This window comes from Stygiolobus azoricus (assembly GCF_009729035.1).
GTDB classification, from domain to species: Archaea; Thermoproteota; Thermoprotei_A; order Sulfolobales; family Sulfolobaceae; genus Stygiolobus; species Stygiolobus azoricus.
Genome location: NZ_CP045483.1, coordinates 608,664 through 625,479, shown reverse-complemented (window position 1 = coordinate 625,479; position 16,816 = coordinate 608,664). Strand labels below are relative to the sequence as shown.

The following is a 16,816-nucleotide window of genomic DNA, read 5'->3' as shown; positions in this document are numbered from 1 at the left end:
TCACATTTCCTATTGTGATTGACGAAAGGATAATCAGGCTAATTGAAGTAGCTGAGGCTCTTAAAATTCCATTGAAACTATTAGGTGAATTGGAACTAGATGTTGGGAGTCTGAGAATTATTACCGCTGAAATGTTGGACGTGGAGGACGTAAAGAGCTTAGTGGATTTAAGTCACAAAAGGGCTACGATAAAAATCAACAAAAACGGAGTTATGATAATCGAAGAGGAACTTGGAAAGGAGTTCTATGTCTATGCAGATCCTAAGGCTGTATTAAAATGTATAAAAAGACTGTTTAAAATTGTGGAAAGTCAAACCCCTAGTATAGTGATATATCATGGTGAGAACTTAGATAAACTTCAAAAAGTTTTGAATTTTGGTGTAAGAAAGGTTGAGTACTTTGAGAGGGACGGAAAGTTGATTATTAACGATCTGATTGAAGTAGATGTGTGGGACGAAAAGTGCTTGACAAACGTTATTATGTATGTAGGGGAGGTATTAAAACCAATAAAAATTGTTGATTGTAACTATTACTATCCAATCCTCTCATTAATTATCCAAAAGGGAGGAATATTCGAAAGGGATTTCGCTAAGTTTGAATGCAATGAGGTCTCTCCGCCAGATTTGGCCTTGTTAAAATTTATGATGATTAAAGACCTAAGAAATTGTTACAAAGTGCTAGGCGGTGATACTAAGAGAAATATTGACGCGATCTTGACGGCAGAGGAAAAGTATACTAATGCTAACTTAGTTATACAAGACGGTAAGTATAAATTGGTGAATGAGATGAGATAAGTCTTTTAGAATACTCAGATAAAATTTAATAATGTGCTTCAAAACTAAATAATTAATTATGAGTAACTCTAATACCCAGTATAATTACACTCCCTATAATAATAATCCAACTTCTACTCAACCATCTTCTCAAGCAAATTTAGTGAAATACGTGAAAGTGGGTGAAGTTTACCTAAACGGAATGGTAAGGTTACATTTGTATTCTTTAGGGCAAGTCTATTTACTGTCAGCACAAATAGACGGTACCTCCTATACCTCTCAAGTTATTAATCCACGGTATTTGATGAAGGGATATAATGAGGTAACGATATATTTTTCTAGTATGCTCAACTCATTAAGGGTAGGAGAGAGAGTTATAGTTATGCTAATAACAGCCGATAATGATACTGTAGGCATTCCAGCGGTTGTTTTAGCGTAATTAACAAAATTATCCGTTATTTTCCATTTCTTTTATTACTTTTTGTATGACCACATTTAAATTCTTTAAAATCTCAATATGTCTAATTAAAAATACTTCACCGTCCTCATTTAAGATATAAAAGGTTCTATTTCCGTCAGTCTCTTTTTCAACTACCCCATATCTTATCAATCGTTTCAGGGTCGTGAAGACCAGGCTCTTTGGTATAGGTTTTCCGTATAAGCACTGTAAATCTTTTACTATATCTGCTGCTCTTGCTCTTTTTCCCCTTTTGTAGATTATAAATGAGACAAAAACTGGCAGCAGTCCTCGCAATATTATCATTCGTTCTCCTTTCATATATGTGAAAAGATTAGATTGTACTATATTATAATTTTTTGGCAAAGTGGTCAAAAATTTCAATAGGTATTTCTTAAATAGTCTACTCTAATATTAAGAAAAATCTATTTAATAAAAGATTTAGCCGTATTAGTTTGACATAAATGAGAAAGGGATATAGATGTTTAACTTGATTAATTCTGTTTAGTCCTCACCTCTTTCATACTGGAAATAATTCCCAAGGGGAAGAATAGTGCTACTGAAACTATTGCTACTATAGCTGACGCTAAATAGAAATTGATAAGGTTTAATGCACCATCAGATCCTATATAAGACATTACTGTAAGGAACGCTATATAAAATATATACCATAAAGAGTTAGTGAAGTTCTCCTTTATCTTGTAAATAACTCCAAATATTACTGAGCCTATAGTAAGTAGTAAGACTGCATAAGGGACTTGAGGCCAACCCGACCAGAAGACAATTAGTGAAGCTGAAGCAAAAGCTATTGCAGCAATAATGCTACCTCCCGGAATGATTTTCCTAGATATGCCTTGCTTCCTCAATACCATCATGGCTACTGGATTAACTGAAAAACCGAGGTAACCGGCTATTACTGAATCAGTAATTAAGCCGTAAATGGTTGGTAAGGGTGAAGAAATGTACGTTACTATTGCTCCTACTATCGCAAAGACTAATAAGGCCCAAGAGGGTATTGCGTACTTTTGATGCAAATCTTCCATCACTTTCGGGACGTATCCTGACCTCCCCATAGCAAATAACACTCTGGTACCCGCTCCCAAGTATATATAGCCTGTAACAAAAGGTCCTATAATCCCTATTATAACCGTAAGCAGTAATAACGTATTGGCGTGATATGATGAAGCAATATCTATAAAGGGATTTCCGGGAAGAGACGACAAAGCGGACCAATCTCCCTCTTTAATTCCCAGTCCGCTCCAGTTAATCGCTCCTACAAATGCAACTGCGAACAGTACATAAATTAGGGATTGTCCTAATACCGTCAAGATTATCCCCTCTTTAAGCTTATCTGGGTTTTTAGTCTCTTCAGCATAATCCGGTAAAACTCTTATCCCTCCGAACGCGAACATTGCAAGGGGGACTGCTGAAAAAACTCCTGCTATTCCGAAAGGTAAGAAACCGTAAGAAGTGAAGTTGCTAACGTTAAACGATACGAATACAACTCCTATAGCTACAGCAACGTACATGATAAGTTTAATAATACCGAAAGCTAAAGTTGACCTTCCAAAAAATTTTACACCGAAATAATTAAATGGAACGAATAATAAGAGTAGGATAACTCCTAACATAACTCCTTGTAATGTAGGTACACCAGTTTGTTGGTTGATCAAACTAGGGTAAAAGAAATCTAAACCTTCTACTACGGCTAAGGCCTCGATGGGTGGTATGAAAAGGTACCAGATCAAGTCAGCCATGGCGTTTATGAAATTTGTTACTCTTCCGTGGCTATACAAAGCATATCTTGAAGGGCCTCCAGCTTCAGGATAAGTTAAGGATAACTCAACGTAAGTGAAGCTTACAAAGAAGTAGAAGATCGATCCCAATATCCATCCCAACACTACACCCGGTCCTGCTGCTGCAGCCATACCTGCTGAACTAAAGAGGACTCCAGTCCCTACTGCTCCAGCGATACCTATAACTACAAGTTCAATTAAGCCTAATTCTTTACGTAATGGCATCATTATATATAAAGTATATAAGCCTATATAATCATTTATTAGCAAAGACAAGATAATTGTGTATAAAGATATAAGCCTATGTAACCATTCATTAAAAAATGAGATTAATTGTGCGATTAGAAATTAAAAATTATACAAGCTCATTATCGGTATACAATTAAAAATTGTGTTCATTTGGACTTCCCTAAAGTAAGTATTTAAAATTGTAATGAGATAAAAGATTGTGAGAAAAACAGAACTAGGGTTTTGGTCAATATTTATACTAACCCTTATTACAGCTTTTGTAGGTAGGAGCGTTACTTTAGGAACAGAAGCAATACATGCACTACTTGATGCCCTAGTAGTCTCGATTTCTGCATATATCATTAAAGTAGTCAATAAGAGGGATGGAATGTATACTTACGGTCTTCACAGATTAGAAGTACTGAGTGCTTTACTTAATATTTTTACCGTAATAATTGGTGCAACTCTAGGAGCCGTTTTTGCTGTTATATTCCTTCTTAATCGAGTCACTGATAACCCTTACATTCTTTTACTCTCCTCATTAGTGTCCCTTTTTATTTCATTACTAATAGTAAAAAGCGGAGAAGATGAGGACAAAAATACCGGAATTTTATTTCATGCTTTTGAAGATAGTTTAGTATACTTGATAGGTGCTGTAACGGGACTAGCAATAGTATTTACAAAATATTACTTCCTAGACCCAATTGCCGCAATTTTAACGATTCCTGTAATCCTATTTTTCTCTGTTAACGTTTTAAAGAATTCTTATTATGTCTTTATGGAACGCTCTCCGGTTAATGTTAATGAAGTGAAAAGAGATCTGAATCAAATTTTTAAGGAAATAGACGATATACACGTCTGGAACTTATGTAATCACATTAGGATCGCTACGCTACACGTAAGGGAAAGTCCTGATATTACATTGAGCGAGTTGGATAAGAAAAGAGAGATGGCAGAGGATATATTGAAAAAGAAATTCGATATTACGCATGTAACTATACAGTTTGAGAGTGATATTCTCCACGAACACGAGTTTTGAATAAAAAGTTAAATAATATTGAGAACAAGATGGCTAGTGTCATTCAAAATTCTTTTAGTTGATTTCGATAACACTCTCTTCAATACAGACCCTTGTGTGGAACAAGCAGCTCTTGAATTATGGGGCCAGAAACTAACGGGGGAACAAGTGAAAAAGGAGAAAAGGCCTGATAAGAGTGCAATATACTCTCTAGCCTATACTAAATACCACTATTTAGCAGAGCCTAATGGCGATTTAATTGAGTATCTGAAACTAAGGATTAAACAAGGGGATAAAGTTTTTGTTTTAACGGCTAGGCATTGTTCCGTGAGGAGTTATGTTGATTTCTCCCTACTATCGCACGGCCTTATAGTAAATGGAGTCATTTGTAGGACAGATGACGAAATGAAGATGAAGGATGAAGAATGGAAAGCCCAGATAATCTCTATTTTTAAGGGGGACATCGAAGTTTATGACGATAAGGAAGAAAACCTAAGGTTTTTCTATGAGTCCAAGCTCCCAGCAAAGCTCTTTCTTGTCAAAAATAGGGTAATAACCCCTTATCTTAACAATTCAAATTTTACTTCGTAGTTAACTTTTTCTCCAGGCTGTATGACCTTAAGACCTATACCGTTATGGTAAGCATCTGGAGCTCCGCTCATAGGCTCAACTGCTACTGCGTTCTGGGTAGTGTATATTTGCACATAGTCCAAATTTCTCTTATTTATTTTAACCTCCGAGTACTCAGAGGAAAGCACTAACTCCTCAACAGGCATATAAAAGCAATCATCATATTGCTTAGTTCCGTCTATATCTTCCTCAATCATCTCCCCAGTAGGTATTTTGTTTATACTTACGCATTTCTTTCCCTTATTGGGGGTTAGATCCCATAATCCCTTAACAATAAAGTAAGGGTGAAAACCTACTGTAAGCGGTGCGTTAGAGTTACCAACGTTGTTTATTTGAAGTCTGATAAGGATACTGTCAAAGTCGATTTCGTAGATAGTATTAACCTTTAACGTGGTTGGATAATATTCAGAGTCGAGGCGTAATGACAGCGATACATTGGTGTCGCTTGATTTTGTTATTTTCCATATTTTGTCCATAACTAGCCCATGTATTGCATTTCCTTCAGAGTTTACTGGTAATGAATATTCTTTTCCATTCCATGTGTACTTTCCGCCCTTTATCCTATTAGCGAACGGTATCAGCAATGCCGTTCCCCCTCTTGTTTGTCTCTCCTTTCCTTGAAGTAAAACTTCCTTACCTTTCAAAGTCAAGCTGAACAAATAAGCACCTTTCTCTAGAATGACTGCCTTAGAGTCGCCTTTCCTTATCTCCATGAGAAGATATATTGTAAAAAAGTTTTTTAACTTACTGACGAGGCAAAGCCTCCGACAGTCCCGTTAATTATGTTGTATGCAATTATTAATCCCACATACGTCTGAATATAGGGTACGTGAAAAGCATAGGGTAGAATGGAAAATATTAAATAACCCACACCTATGTAGAACCCTAATTTTCTAGTTCCTCCAAGCTCTCTTGCAATTAAGTTCGACCTGATAGGTGTTACAAAGGCTATGCTAAGAGCCAATACTATTAACTGTACTATTCCAAGAGCCGGTGTGATAACAAGAGATATTATAGGTGAGATTGAGATTATCGACGGTGGATAGAAAAGTTTAACGGCTAAAGCAACGATCGCCATGATTACGGTTAATACGAAAGAAAAACCTATACCTGAAGCTATGTTCCAGCCTAGATCCCTACTGTTCATCATTTTTAGTCCCACTGGTCTTTACGTCGCCGAAGACTTGTTTTATCGCCGCCTGGAACAGTGAGGGGTTCGTTCCTCCAGAGGATTGTCCACCTGGCGTATTTCCTCCTTGATTCCCTAGCATTACTCCGGTTGTAGTGTACGGTGCACCGCTAACTACTATTGTTGATAATTCTGGGAAATAAGGTATGCCTAAAGCCATGTTTACGCTTGCAGGGTCGCTTTTCTCAGCAAGAAGCCTCGCTAATCCTAACCTTACTGCATCGTATATTTCAATACCTAGATCTCTCAATTGTAAGATCCTTCTGAGCTCGGGATCTTGAGGGATTAGCTTTATCATTCTTACTGATATTAACTCGATTCCTATCTCAGATAAGAACGTTTTGAGACCGGCTGTTACGGCAGTAGTTATATCGCCAAACTTCTTGAATACTTCGATTAGCTTCACATGATTTAACACTTGACTTACCTCTTGGTCTACTATGGGTGATATATAGGCTGCTAGATCAGCGTCTCTGAAAAACTGAGCACCGAACTGAACGTTAGTTATTAGCAATGAGGGGTTCTGGACTCTGAAATATACAGCTACTTCGTATTCTAGTGGTACAAGGTCGTCTGTTTGACTAACACCTGTTAACCTAACTTCATGTCGTGTAGTAGAAACGAAATATACTATGGTGTCATAAGGTAGTTGGTTATATCTGAACTTAGAAAGAAACGCTGAGACCGGATTTGCTGGTGATTGTATGTTATGAGTTCCAGGTGGTAGTTCAGCAGCTATTTGACCTTGGATCACCACTACACATTTCTCAGTTGGTTGTACTATTATTATAGATTTTGAGGTAATATTTTCTTTAGGATATCTGAAAATTATTACATCCTGAGCCATTGCTGAAGATCCGTTATCTAATTCAGTAGAAATTACCTGACCTCTTATTGAAATTGACATATCACTTCTTCAGATTTTAAAATTCTCTTATGAGTTTAAAAACATTATTGAAGTAAAGTGTAAACGGTTTATACTATGGCTGTCCTAAGAGGAACGTCTCGTAGTTATTTATACTCGTAGTTATTTATAAATGTTCAACAATTTAGTCTCAGATAGCTTAATTATCGTTTATATATTGTCTATCATGTAATGATTTAATTTATATAACTTATGATTTTATTTTATTCAGTGTGTTCAACAATTTCATTCACCTTGTTGTATAAGGTTGGCAACGTGTTAACCTACCTCAGAATTGAAGCCTTACTAACGTTTTGTGTTTATCCATACTTGAGAGCCTTAACTTGAAACTCCTAAACACTTGTTGTACCAAGTTCCTCTAACCGAAAGTCTCATGCTCGTGATTTACACCAAAAGTAGAGAGTATGTTATGCTACGGTTCCACCGCCATGAAGTATTTTACCATTCTTCTCAAGCTTAATCTCTCGAAAAGCAGTATGACGTCTGATCCGCTTCTAGTTTCGGAAAGCCCTACTGCAACTACTCTCCTTGTGTCAAGACCTCTTCCCACAGCCAATAAACCAAGTTATTAACCACCTTAATCCCAGTCTCGTCCACAGCGTAATAACCGCTGAGAATGAGGGATGAAGAGTAGTCAGCTAACCTCTTCCAGTGATAGTGAACGACACTCTTCGCTAACGTGAAGTTAGGTCTTTTCAACGAAAGACCGAAGTAATAAGCCGATAATACTCTGGTAATCTCATCCTTAGTGTAAAAACGAGGAGAAATGTTTAATGAAAAACATAACTTAGCATTAGGGCGGTTAGGGGTTCCAACTTACTGCTCATACTAATTTCCCAATACTACCACCTTATCGCCCTACTAAAATTTTATAGAAAAACAAAATTGTTGGACGCACTCATTTTATTTACAGATTGTTTTTCTTCCTTCGCTTAGTTAGACACTGTAGAAAAGTATGATGTATATTTTTAAGTTAGGTTCTTTAGTTAAAACTCACTTCGACGTTAATTTTAAAGTGAGACGTATATAATTTATCTTGATATGGAGCTTAGGCCTATCGTCAAGAGGCCTAACTACCATTTCGAGTATAAGTATGAGAGAAAGGAAACTAAAGAAGGAAGGGGGTTTAGCCTAGGCGAAATAAAGGAAGCAAAGCTCACTTTACCACAAGCTAAGAAATTAAATATAAGAATTGATAAGAGGAGGAAAAGTGTTCACAAAGAGAACGTAGATGCATTAGTAAAATATGTTGAAAGTATTAACAAAAAACAAGAGGAGAAGAGCAATAGTGGAGGAAAGAAACAGTAAACTATCTTACTCCATTGACTTCAGGAGTTGTTCTATTTGAGCTACTTTTGTCTTGAAGTTCTGAATATCGTCCTCTAATGCTTTTATCTTATCTTCATAACTCTTACACAATGTTTTAATTTCATCTTCATTATAATACCTTAAAATCCTCAAATTAGAGAATACTAACTTATTATTCTGTTCGTCATATTCCGCATCTACTATAATCTTAATCACGCTAAGCTTGTCAAGCTTCATTTCATTAACGATTTTGTCGTAGAGTTGTTTATTTAACTCTGCGATGTCTCTAATAATTACTTCCTTTGGAACCATTTTACTGAAAGCTACTAGAGCGACTCTCCTGAGTTTGTCTGCATATCTGGCAGCTATAATAAGCCCAGTACTTAATTCCATCTTGTTTTTTCCTAGAGCTGTTGCTCTAGCTGTAGTTTGCTCGTACTCTTCTGCTCTTTCAAGATCTCTTGAATATTCCTCTGCCATATTTATAATTATATTTTATGGAAAATTAAAACATTGTGGAATTCTATCTTTATGGAAAAAGAACTAAAATCCTTTAATTGTTAGAATTAAAACGAAAAATCTCTATTTGTTTAACCCTCTCTAACTTTATAAATGACTATTAAGAACGCAATGAACGACATTATTGACGCAAATAAGTAGGCGTATACATAACTAATTTGGTATAAAAAGCCCATTAACGAATTTCCAATAAGGAGTCCTATACTCCTCCCGAAGGATAGAGCACCCATGCCTGAGCCTAAACCTTCTGGGCTTAGTTTCGACATAATCGTGGGTTCGAAAGTCTCGGTTGACGCTACAGCGATCCCCATTATTGCCGATAACAAGTATATGAAGATTAGACCTCCTGACGATAGAAGGGCAAAACCCAGAGTAGCTATACTTGCCAATAAATAACCTAAGAAAGCAAGTCCTTTATAACTCTCCAGTCTTATCTTGCCGAAGATATATCCGAAAAGGGAAGAGAAACCTAAGAAAACTCCGTACGTTACAGTAGCTAAGTAGGTTTTATGTGAGAAATCGTATGCTGTAAGTATTGGGAATCCGAAACTATACTGGCTGAAGCCAAAGAACATGGTAGAAATAACTAGAAATAGGGCTGTTTTTTTGGGTTTCCTTGCTGTACTTTTTCTTCCTGCTTTCGCTATCAATAATAGTAACGTAGAAATTGTGAGAGGAACTGCAGTAAATAATAACACATAACCTATCCATATGTTGAAATAGAGTGATAGCGTCAAATAAGTTACAGCTAACATTGCTCCTGCTATATCTAAAGAATGTAAAATGCCGTAGGCCTCCTTCCTCTCCTCTTCGTAAGTAACTTCAGCCAACATTGCCCTCCTTGCGGGAGTCCTGAAGTTCCGTGACCACCATCCGGCTACAAATAATATGGCAGCTTCTACGTAATTCTGAGATAATCCGGTAAAGGATACTATTATGATCAATGCGTTGCCAATAACTGCAATGACTTTACTTCCTATTTTATCTGCCATGTATCCTCCCAATAGAGAGATTAAACTCCCCCCACCGTAGTTTAAAGCCTCTACAATTCCATAGATAACGACTGGCGCTTTGAAGTATACTACAAGTAATATAGGTAAGGCTCCGACTGCTGCTTGATATCCTAAATCCGCAAAGAATGCTGAGAAAGAGATCTTCAGTACTTCTCCCTTATTCTTTAGAGTCACGAATAATTGTTACAATATGACTATATATAGTTTAACGAAGGAAAAGAGTGTGAGACCTAATTTTGTCTAAACCACTCACAACAAAGCATTTTCTGCGAGTTTTGTAAAATAACGAATATTAAAACGTTATGTTGTATTTACCTTCCTCTTTATAAACTAGCTTTAAAAAGTTACTATGTAATTATTAATAAACTCTGTTAATAATAAAAAATTTTAAAAATAAGGTAATTCTAAGCTTATTTATGAGACTTGTAGTAGGGACAAATTTTGATGACAAACTTATAGATGAATTAAGGAAATATCCCGTTAAATACATCTTCGGGAGTAAGACAAAAACTATTACGGGTCATGGGAGGGCTTCTTTTGTCTTACCAAAAGTAGATGATGAAAGACTTAAAGAGCACATAAGTGTTGCTCACGGGGCTGGAATTAAATTTCTCTATACGATGAACTCAGCAACACTTAATGGTAAAGAGTATTCGCAAAAATTTATGGATGAAGTAAAAAAGGAAATTGAGAAATTAGTTAATCTAGGCGTTGACGGCTTTATAGTCGCATTACCCCTCCTTATTCACCTCATAAAGGATGAGTATCCCAATATCGAGGTTTCTGTATCCTCATTTTCTAGGGTTTATAACATCAGAGAATTTGAGGAGTATGTAAATATGGGAGCCGATACCATAATTCTTCATGAGGATGATAATAGAAACTTCGAACTATTAAACGCCCTTTCAAAATTTATAAATAAGGTGGATATTGAGCTTATTGTAAATAATTCTTGTTTATGGGGTTGTCCTTATAGAAGAGCTCATGATATTATATCATCAATTACCTCTAACTCAGAGTTTAATGATAGCATTTGGTTCGAATACCCAATCCTATTTTGTGCAACAGACGTGAGGAATGATTTAGCAAATATAATCAGAATGAGGTGGATAAGACCAGAGGACTTAAAGTATTACGAAGAGATAGGTATTGATAGATTTAAAATAGCGAGTAGGAATAAGAAAACTGAGTGGATAATAAGGGCTGTCAAAGCGTATTCTGAAGGTGAGTACGACGGAAATTTATTAGATATAGTTAGTTACCCTCAAGGTAGGGCAGTTCCTTCAGTTATGAAGAAAATTAATGGACCTAATGATTATGACATTCTGACACAAGTCTATGTGGATAATACCAAGTTTCCCTCTAATTGGTTATCTTATTTTAAATATAATTCTTGCGAAACAAGAAGTTGTGAGGATTGTAGATATTGTGATATAATTGCGGAAAAAGTGATTACTGTTAATGAAAAACCACTTTCCGAAATTAACTTACCTAAAATTAAACCACCAGTACATCTGATCCCGAGGTTTGGTAGAGATGCTCTTAACGAAGGGAGTAAGGATCATTGAACTGTTCGAACCTAATTTTTTCGGAACTGTACTTAATCATAATATAACAGTAATAGAGAATGGGCCATCAGGAGGGTTAATGATTATAGATACAGGTCTACCCGGATACCTCAATATGATAGAAAATGGTCTAAAATCGTTCGGGTATTCGATCGAAGATATTTCAGATATAGTGATTACTCACTATCACATAGATCACTCTGGAAATGCTGAAGAGATAAGGAAACTTTCAAAGGCTAAAGTTTACGCTCACGAACTCGAGGTCCCATATCTTTCCAAAAACGAGCAGTCTTTTAACTTATTTTATGAAGATGTAAAGAACGAATTAAAAGTAAGTAAAGAGGAATTCGAAAGCACTCTTAAGAGGATAAATTCCATGGAGTTTACACCAGTAAATGTTGATGTTAAACTAAAGGGAGGAGAAGAATTAGGTGACTTCAAAGTTCTCCATGTCCCTGGACACACTCAAGGGCATATAGCATTATATAATGGAGAGATTCTGATTGTTGGAGATGCGGTAAAAAACGTAAGAGGAGTGATTTCTCCTCCGTTTAGGTTCTTTTGTTGGGATTACGTTAAAGCAGTAAATTCTTTCAAATTATTGCTATCAATGAGATTCAAGTACCTCATACCATTTCATGGCGATATAGTATTTAATTTTTAAAATAATAATTCTCGAGTGTTAATTTATTTTAAAAGTAAAGAGATCACTTCCTAAGTAAAATTATAGAAATTCATTAGAGTTCTCCTTCGAATATGAAAGCACGGAGGGTTTGTTGATCTTTTACACCCCTAGCCATACCTTTTGTATTATAATGAGCCGATACGAAACCTCTGTAGTCAACACCTATGAGCCCTACGTTATCCGTTCCAAATCTGTCAGTTATTTTATTAACGACACTCCTTATCGCATCTTCAAGCCTAACCCCCATTGAAACAAGGATATCTACTTCTTTTGCGGGTAAAATTTTCAGAATTATCTCCCCTATACCCGTAGAGGAAACTGCAACTCTTTCAGTAGCATAATAACCTGCACCAGGTATTGGAGAATCCCCTACCCTCCCAGGTAGTTTACCGGAAATTCCTCCAGTACTAGTTCCTGCTACCAAATTCCCGTCTTTGTCCAAAGCCACTGCCCCTACTGTATCTCCAGATATTGTGCTGGAACCTATTAGTTCTTTTAGTGTTAAGTCTCCTCTTTCACCTACCAGTAGTACGTGTTTAGTAAGTTTCATTACTTTTAACGCTTCCTTAATGGGGTTTTTGGCCCTCGTAGAGGCTACTGCACCTACAGACATAGTGTTACCATGCATTATTCCTGCGTCCATTTCTACTTCCCCTTTTAGGTTCTTCACACTTCCTACTCCGGCATCAAAAACTCCGCTATCTTCCATGTAGGCTATAGCCTCGACCACAGCCTCAATTGAAGTCCCCGTCTTAAACTGTTCGAACCCTATCTCTAATGCTTTCTTAATCTCGCTTAATGCTCTCTCACTATCTCTTTTTCTCCAATCTCCAGCACCACCATGTACTGCTAAAACGGGTTTGTTATACCTCATGAGAGAACAGTATTAAGTAAACAAAATATTATTATTTATTATGATGCTCTCCTTCTACCTCTTATAAACCCAAATATTACTATTACTACTCCTACTATAAACATGGCAATTGACCCTATAAACAGAATACCTATAGTCGCTGCTTGTCCTATATTTACAATTGACTCCTTGTAAGTTAGGGTAACGTTATAGGAATTCGGATTGTAAAATACGATGTAGCTAGGAGTTGAGTTCAAGTTTTCAACTGTTACTAGATGTCCCTGAGACAAATTCTCTTTAACGGAAGTACTGGGTAGATTCTCTAGCTGTAACGTTCCGGAAGAATTGTATTGGACAGCGGTAATAGAATTTCCAGCTAATGGGAGTCTGAATTCTCCTTTAGAAGGGATAACTGTGCTCCCACTAACTGAGGGTTTTATTAAGGTTGGTGCTACGGTCGAATCTAGTACAAATAGTACTAAACCGATGATAATTAGAATAACTCCTATGAGAGCCAGCTTATTCATCAACTGCATAATACAATATTATAGATAAAAAACTCTTTCACGACTTAATTATTTAACCGTAAGGTTGTTGCTGTTGTGGATTTTGTTTCATGGGGGCTGCTGCTATGAAGTCATCAATTTTTAATAATGCTGTTACAGCTTCTACCGAGCTTTTTAGAATACTTTCTTTTACTACTAACGGGTCAATGACGTTTATTTTCATCATGTCTTCTTCTATCTTTCCACTCTCTACATTTACTCCCGCGAATTTATAACCCTTTGCATGTAAGTTCCTGAGCTGAACTATAGTTTCAATTTCGTCAATCCCTGCGGTTCCAGCTAAAGTTGTAGCTATTTCTTCTAATGCATCTGCAAAGGCCTCGATTGCTAGCTGTTCTTTTCCTCCTACTTTCTTAGCTTCCTCCCTTAATCTCATAGCAAGCTCAACTTCGTAAGCTCCTCCACCGCCTACTATGTACGGGTAGTTTAGAACGTTCTTAACTGCATTTATTGAGTCTTGGAAGCTTCTCTCGATTTCGTCCATCACTATCTCGCTGGAGCCTCTCACTAAAACTGTAACAGCTTTAGCGTCTTTAGCCCCTTCAATAAATATTGCCTTCGAGTTGCCAATTTTTCTTTCTTCTATAATTTCAGCATAGCCTAAGTCGTCAGGCGAAGCGTCTTTAATTGACGATATTATTTTAGCCCCAACTGCCTTAGCTACTTTCTCTAAATCACTTCTACTTACGTTCTTTACTGCGATTATTCCCTTCTTTGCTAAGAAGTATAATGCTATATCGTCCATCCCTTTTTGTCCTATGATTACTTTGGCTCCGAGCTTTTCTAATGTATCCACAAGCGATTTGACATACTTTGTCTGCTCTTCTAATGCCTCTCTTATCTGTTCAGGATCGGTAAAGCTCATTTTAGCTGAAATCTCTGGCTTTTCTACTTCTAAGCCGAAATCTATTACGGCAATTTTAGCCTTTTCAACTCTTCTCGGCATCCCTTCATGAGCTACCTCTTTATCTAAGACGAATCCTTTTACGAGTTCTGTTTCATCGGCACTTTCTCCTCTCTTTTTCACGAATTTAATGTTTGACATATCAATTACGTATTGGTCTCCTACTTTCTCGGCCACGCTCAGTACAGCATCGATTGAGATGTTTATGATCTTGTTTAAAGTAGTAGAGGAGGAGAAGAACTTACTACTAAGTGCAGTATATGCTATTTGAGATAAGACCTTTCTGTCATTTGGATTGACTTTGAGGGCGAACTTCTTTCCAAGTTCAAGTGAGAATTCAAGAGCTTTTTTATACCCGTCAATAATTGTGACCGGGTGGATCTTCTGATCTAGTAATTTTTCAGCTTGTTCAGCTAAGAAACCGCTTAGTACTACGGCTGATGTGGTACCGTCACCAACTTGTGTATCTTGTGCTTTAGCAGCCTCTACTATTATCTTAGCTGCCGGGTGTTGAACATCCATTTCCTTTACTATCGTAACTCCGTCGTTAGTTACGGTGACGTCAGAAGTCCCACTTATCAGCATCTTGTCCATACCTCTGGGTCCCAAGCTAGTCTTTAGCATCTCTGCTAATGTCCTAACTGCTAAAATGTTTGACTTTATTGTTTCTATACCACTCTCTCTTTGAGTTCCTTCCTTAAACAATACTGACATGGTTTTAAATCTCGTATTCATTATATTTAAACGAAGATGAATTAAAACAAGCAGGGCTTAAAGGTCTGTTAATTAACCCTGAATAACCTCTATATCTAGATGAAGAGTCTCTGCGGAACTGAAAAATGATGACTGAATCTGGGCCTGATTAGTCGAACTCCGCTTGTATTTTCTTCTTCCCTTCTAAGATCTTTAGCGGAAAAGGCGGTTTATCTACTTGCTCGATTTTTATCCCCATCCTTTTTAACTCTGCTACAGCTTTTTCTATATCGTCTTCGTGAGTAGCGTACTTTATTCTTTCGGCTATTTGTATTAAAGACCCATTATTAGTTCTGAATTTCTCAGCACTTATTGAAGTCCAGTTATTACCTTGTTTATAAACGAAAACTACGTCTTGCAAATAACCTGGAATAACGTGACTTACTCCTGCAAAATAATAATCTCCGTACTTGTATACTTTGACCATTTAGTATTGCTAACTGTACGAGAATTAAAAATGTTTTCTTTTCTCAAAATAATGTCGAAGAAATGAGGTGGTTAAACCTTGACGTCCTAGCCCTAAAAGACGGGATTTTCAGTAGGTAGTTACACTCGCTTCGAGTCACTCTTAATTCCTTCAATAATCCAGAAGCGGTTCTTTGCCATAGCGTTGATTATTCTAAACTTTACTGACAATACCTTAAGGGCGTTAACAGGATCTACATGAAAGGGAACGATGATAAACCCTTTCCCTCCTCTCTTAGTAACTCTATAAGCTTCTTTCGCTAAGTCATAATCCATTATCTCGGAAAGAATTACGTTGTCGAATGCTTCATCTCTAAACGGTAAAGGATAAACAGCCCTTATCTCCTCGTCTGCACTCAACAAGCAATCATCACTAATAACACTTATTAACCCTTCAATTAGAGGTGAGCCAATCAACAGACTCTTTCCCTTTAATTCGAGTTCTAATGAAGGCCTAAGTCGGGGAGTATGAAAAGATAAGGATGAGTTTGTAGTGATAACTAAAGGAGAAAGAATGTGTAATAGGGACATTTCGCCCTCAAGAAGTTCTGGAGAAAAGATCATATCATAGCTACTTTGCCCCACCACGGATATCTTTTGGTAAGAAAGGGAGAAAAGTTCGTACTTATGTTTGTTATCTAAAGATGATACTATTGCTTCATTTACCTCTTTCAAATTCTTAGCTGATAACGGTAACAAAGTTACTATTTTCATTTGAAAATATTTTCGACTGGAATTTTTTAAGTTAAGGGGTCATATCGTGCATTACTTTTGAGATATCAGTTACAGCAAACATTCCTATTATATTTCCTTTTTTATCCCTTACTGGTAAGTGCCTGATCTTGTTCTTTGTCATAATATCAATTGCGGTGAAGGGGTCCGTGTCTTCATCTACAGTGATCAGGTGACCGAGCGTTGAAGCGAGTCTTACTTCATCATTGGGGCTTAAACCAAGCGAAAACGCTTTTACAGCATCTCTGTCAGTGAAGATACCTTTTGGTACACCATTCTCTGTTATTATTACAGACCCTACTTCTCTTTCCATCATTAACTTACATACTTCTTGAATTGAGGTATTTGCCTCAACCTGAAATACTGGTGACGACATATAGTTCTTAACAGTTTTCATAAGTCATTATCTATTCTCTATCCAAATAAGCTTTCCT

At 36.8% G+C, this 16,816-nt stretch carries 20 protein-coding genes and 1 pseudogene; 7 read left to right on the top strand and 14 right to left on the bottom strand.

Annotated elements, in window-relative coordinates:
- Nucleotides 1–14 precede the first annotated feature (14 nt).
- Complete coding sequence (locus D1868_RS03755; protein ID WP_156005695.1) at nucleotides 15–794, top strand: hypothetical protein; 780 nt, start codon at nucleotides 15–17, stop codon at nucleotides 792–794.
- A gap of 58 nt (nucleotides 795–852) precedes the next feature.
- Nucleotides 853–1,212 carry a DUF973 family protein gene (locus D1868_RS03750; RefSeq protein ID WP_156005693.1) on the top strand — a complete coding sequence of 120 codons (360 nt, stop codon included), beginning with the start codon at nucleotides 853–855 and terminating at the stop codon, nucleotides 1,210–1,212.
- 9 nt (nucleotides 1,213–1,221) lie between these two features.
- Here D1868_RS03750 and D1868_RS03745 read toward each other — a convergent pair whose 3' ends face one another.
- Together D1868_RS03745 and D1868_RS03740 are read right to left on the bottom strand one after the other, a co-directional pair.
- Nucleotides 1,222–1,551 (bottom strand): helix-turn-helix transcriptional regulator, encoded by a 330-nt coding sequence (locus tag D1868_RS03745; RefSeq protein ID WP_156005691.1) that lies wholly within the window; start codon nucleotides 1,549–1,551, stop codon nucleotides 1,222–1,224.
- Nucleotides 1,552–1,724: 173 nt separating this feature from the next.
- Nucleotides 1,725–3,251: an APC family permease gene (locus tag D1868_RS03740; protein ID WP_156005689.1), complete on the bottom strand. Its 1,527-nt coding sequence runs from the start codon at nucleotides 3,249–3,251 to the stop codon at nucleotides 1,725–1,727.
- 223 nt (nucleotides 3,252–3,474) lie between these two features.
- Here D1868_RS03740 and D1868_RS03735 point away from each other — a divergent pair, with 223 nt between their 5' ends.
- Nucleotides 3,475–4,293 (top strand): cation diffusion facilitator family transporter, encoded by an 819-nt coding sequence (locus tag D1868_RS03735; protein ID WP_196770272.1) that lies wholly within the window; start codon nucleotides 3,475–3,477, stop codon nucleotides 4,291–4,293.
- A gap of 36 nt (nucleotides 4,294–4,329) precedes the next feature.
- Nucleotides 4,330–4,863, top strand: a complete 534-nt coding sequence (locus D1868_RS03730) for a hypothetical protein (RefSeq protein ID WP_156005685.1) — start codon at nucleotides 4,330–4,332, stop codon at nucleotides 4,861–4,863.
- Here the strand turns inward: D1868_RS03730 and D1868_RS03725 are convergent.
- The 4 genes and pseudogenes from D1868_RS03725 to D1868_RS03710 form a co-directional block, all read right to left on the bottom strand.
- Complete coding sequence (locus D1868_RS03725) at nucleotides 4,833–5,615, bottom strand: aldose 1-epimerase (protein WP_156005683.1); 783 nt, start codon at nucleotides 5,613–5,615, stop codon at nucleotides 4,833–4,835. The genes D1868_RS03730 and D1868_RS03725 overlap by 31 nt on opposite strands.
- Before the next feature lie 26 nt (nucleotides 5,616–5,641).
- Nucleotides 5,642–6,052, bottom strand: coding sequence for a hypothetical protein (locus D1868_RS03720; protein ID WP_156005681.1), 411 nt, complete (start codon nucleotides 6,050–6,052; stop codon nucleotides 5,642–5,644).
- Nucleotides 6,039–6,998, bottom strand: a complete 960-nt coding sequence (locus tag D1868_RS03715) for an SPFH domain-containing protein (protein WP_156005679.1) — start codon at nucleotides 6,996–6,998, stop codon at nucleotides 6,039–6,041. Before D1868_RS03715 ends, D1868_RS03720 begins: the two co-directional genes overlap by 14 nt.
- Nucleotides 6,999–7,311: 313 nt before the next feature.
- Nucleotides 7,312–7,849: pseudogene (locus D1868_RS03710) on the bottom strand (IS6 family transposase); the annotation flags it as partial.
- Between the two features lie 208 nt (nucleotides 7,850–8,057).
- Here D1868_RS03710 and D1868_RS03705 point away from each other — a divergent pair.
- The gene (locus D1868_RS03705; RefSeq protein ID WP_156005677.1) at nucleotides 8,058–8,324 is read left to right on the top strand and encodes a 50S ribosomal protein L13e; all 267 of its coding nucleotides are present in this window, start codon (nucleotides 8,058–8,060) and stop codon (nucleotides 8,322–8,324) included.
- A 6-nt stretch (nucleotides 8,325–8,330) separates the two neighbouring features.
- Here D1868_RS03705 and D1868_RS03700 read toward each other — a convergent pair whose 3' ends face one another.
- Nucleotides 8,331–8,804, bottom strand: coding sequence for a DUF2258 domain-containing protein (locus tag D1868_RS03700; protein WP_156005675.1), 474 nt, complete (start codon nucleotides 8,802–8,804; stop codon nucleotides 8,331–8,333).
- A gap of 110 nt (nucleotides 8,805–8,914) precedes the next feature.
- The gene (locus tag D1868_RS03695) at nucleotides 8,915–10,030 is read right to left on the bottom strand and encodes an MFS transporter (protein ID WP_156005674.1); all 1,116 of its coding nucleotides are present in this window, start codon (nucleotides 10,028–10,030) and stop codon (nucleotides 8,915–8,917) included.
- A gap of 242 nt (nucleotides 10,031–10,272) precedes the next feature.
- Here D1868_RS03695 and D1868_RS03690 point away from each other — a divergent pair, with 242 nt between their 5' ends.
- Together D1868_RS03690 and D1868_RS03685 are read left to right on the top strand one after the other, a co-directional pair.
- Entirely contained in the window at nucleotides 10,273–11,424 is a 1,152-nt protein-coding gene (locus D1868_RS03690) for a peptidase U32 family protein (RefSeq protein WP_156005672.1), read from the top strand.
- Nucleotides 11,393–12,088 carry an MBL fold metallo-hydrolase gene (locus tag D1868_RS03685; RefSeq protein ID WP_156005670.1) on the top strand — a complete coding sequence of 232 codons (696 nt, stop codon included), beginning with the start codon at nucleotides 11,393–11,395 and terminating at the stop codon, nucleotides 12,086–12,088. The genes D1868_RS03690 and D1868_RS03685 overlap by 32 nt, the downstream gene beginning before the upstream one ends.
- Nucleotides 12,089–12,161: 73 nt before the next feature.
- Here the strand turns inward: D1868_RS03685 and D1868_RS03680 are convergent, their stop codons facing one another.
- The 6 genes from D1868_RS03680 to D1868_RS03655 form a co-directional block, all read right to left on the bottom strand.
- Entirely contained in the window at nucleotides 12,162–12,983 is an 822-nt protein-coding gene (locus D1868_RS03680) for an isoaspartyl peptidase/L-asparaginase (RefSeq protein WP_156005669.1), read from the bottom strand.
- Nucleotides 12,984–13,021: 38 nt separating this feature from the next.
- Nucleotides 13,022–13,489, bottom strand: a complete 468-nt coding sequence (locus tag D1868_RS03675; RefSeq protein ID WP_156005667.1) for a hypothetical protein — start codon at nucleotides 13,487–13,489, stop codon at nucleotides 13,022–13,024.
- Nucleotides 13,490–13,541: 52 nt separating this feature from the next.
- Nucleotides 13,542–15,146, bottom strand: coding sequence for a thermosome subunit alpha (thsA, locus tag D1868_RS03670; RefSeq protein WP_156005665.1), 1,605 nt, complete (start codon nucleotides 15,144–15,146; stop codon nucleotides 13,542–13,544).
- A gap of 148 nt (nucleotides 15,147–15,294) precedes the next feature.
- Nucleotides 15,295–15,612 (bottom strand): hypothetical protein, encoded by a 318-nt coding sequence (locus D1868_RS03665; protein ID WP_156005663.1) that lies wholly within the window; start codon nucleotides 15,610–15,612, stop codon nucleotides 15,295–15,297.
- Nucleotides 15,613–15,731: 119 nt separating this feature from the next.
- Nucleotides 15,732–16,364, bottom strand: coding sequence for a class I SAM-dependent methyltransferase (locus D1868_RS03660; RefSeq protein WP_156005661.1), 633 nt, complete (start codon nucleotides 16,362–16,364; stop codon nucleotides 15,732–15,734).
- A 31-nt stretch (nucleotides 16,365–16,395) separates the two neighbouring features.
- Nucleotides 16,396–16,779, bottom strand: coding sequence for a CBS domain-containing protein (locus tag D1868_RS03655; protein ID WP_156005659.1), 384 nt, complete (start codon nucleotides 16,777–16,779; stop codon nucleotides 16,396–16,398).
- Nucleotides 16,780–16,816 lie beyond the last annotated feature (37 nt).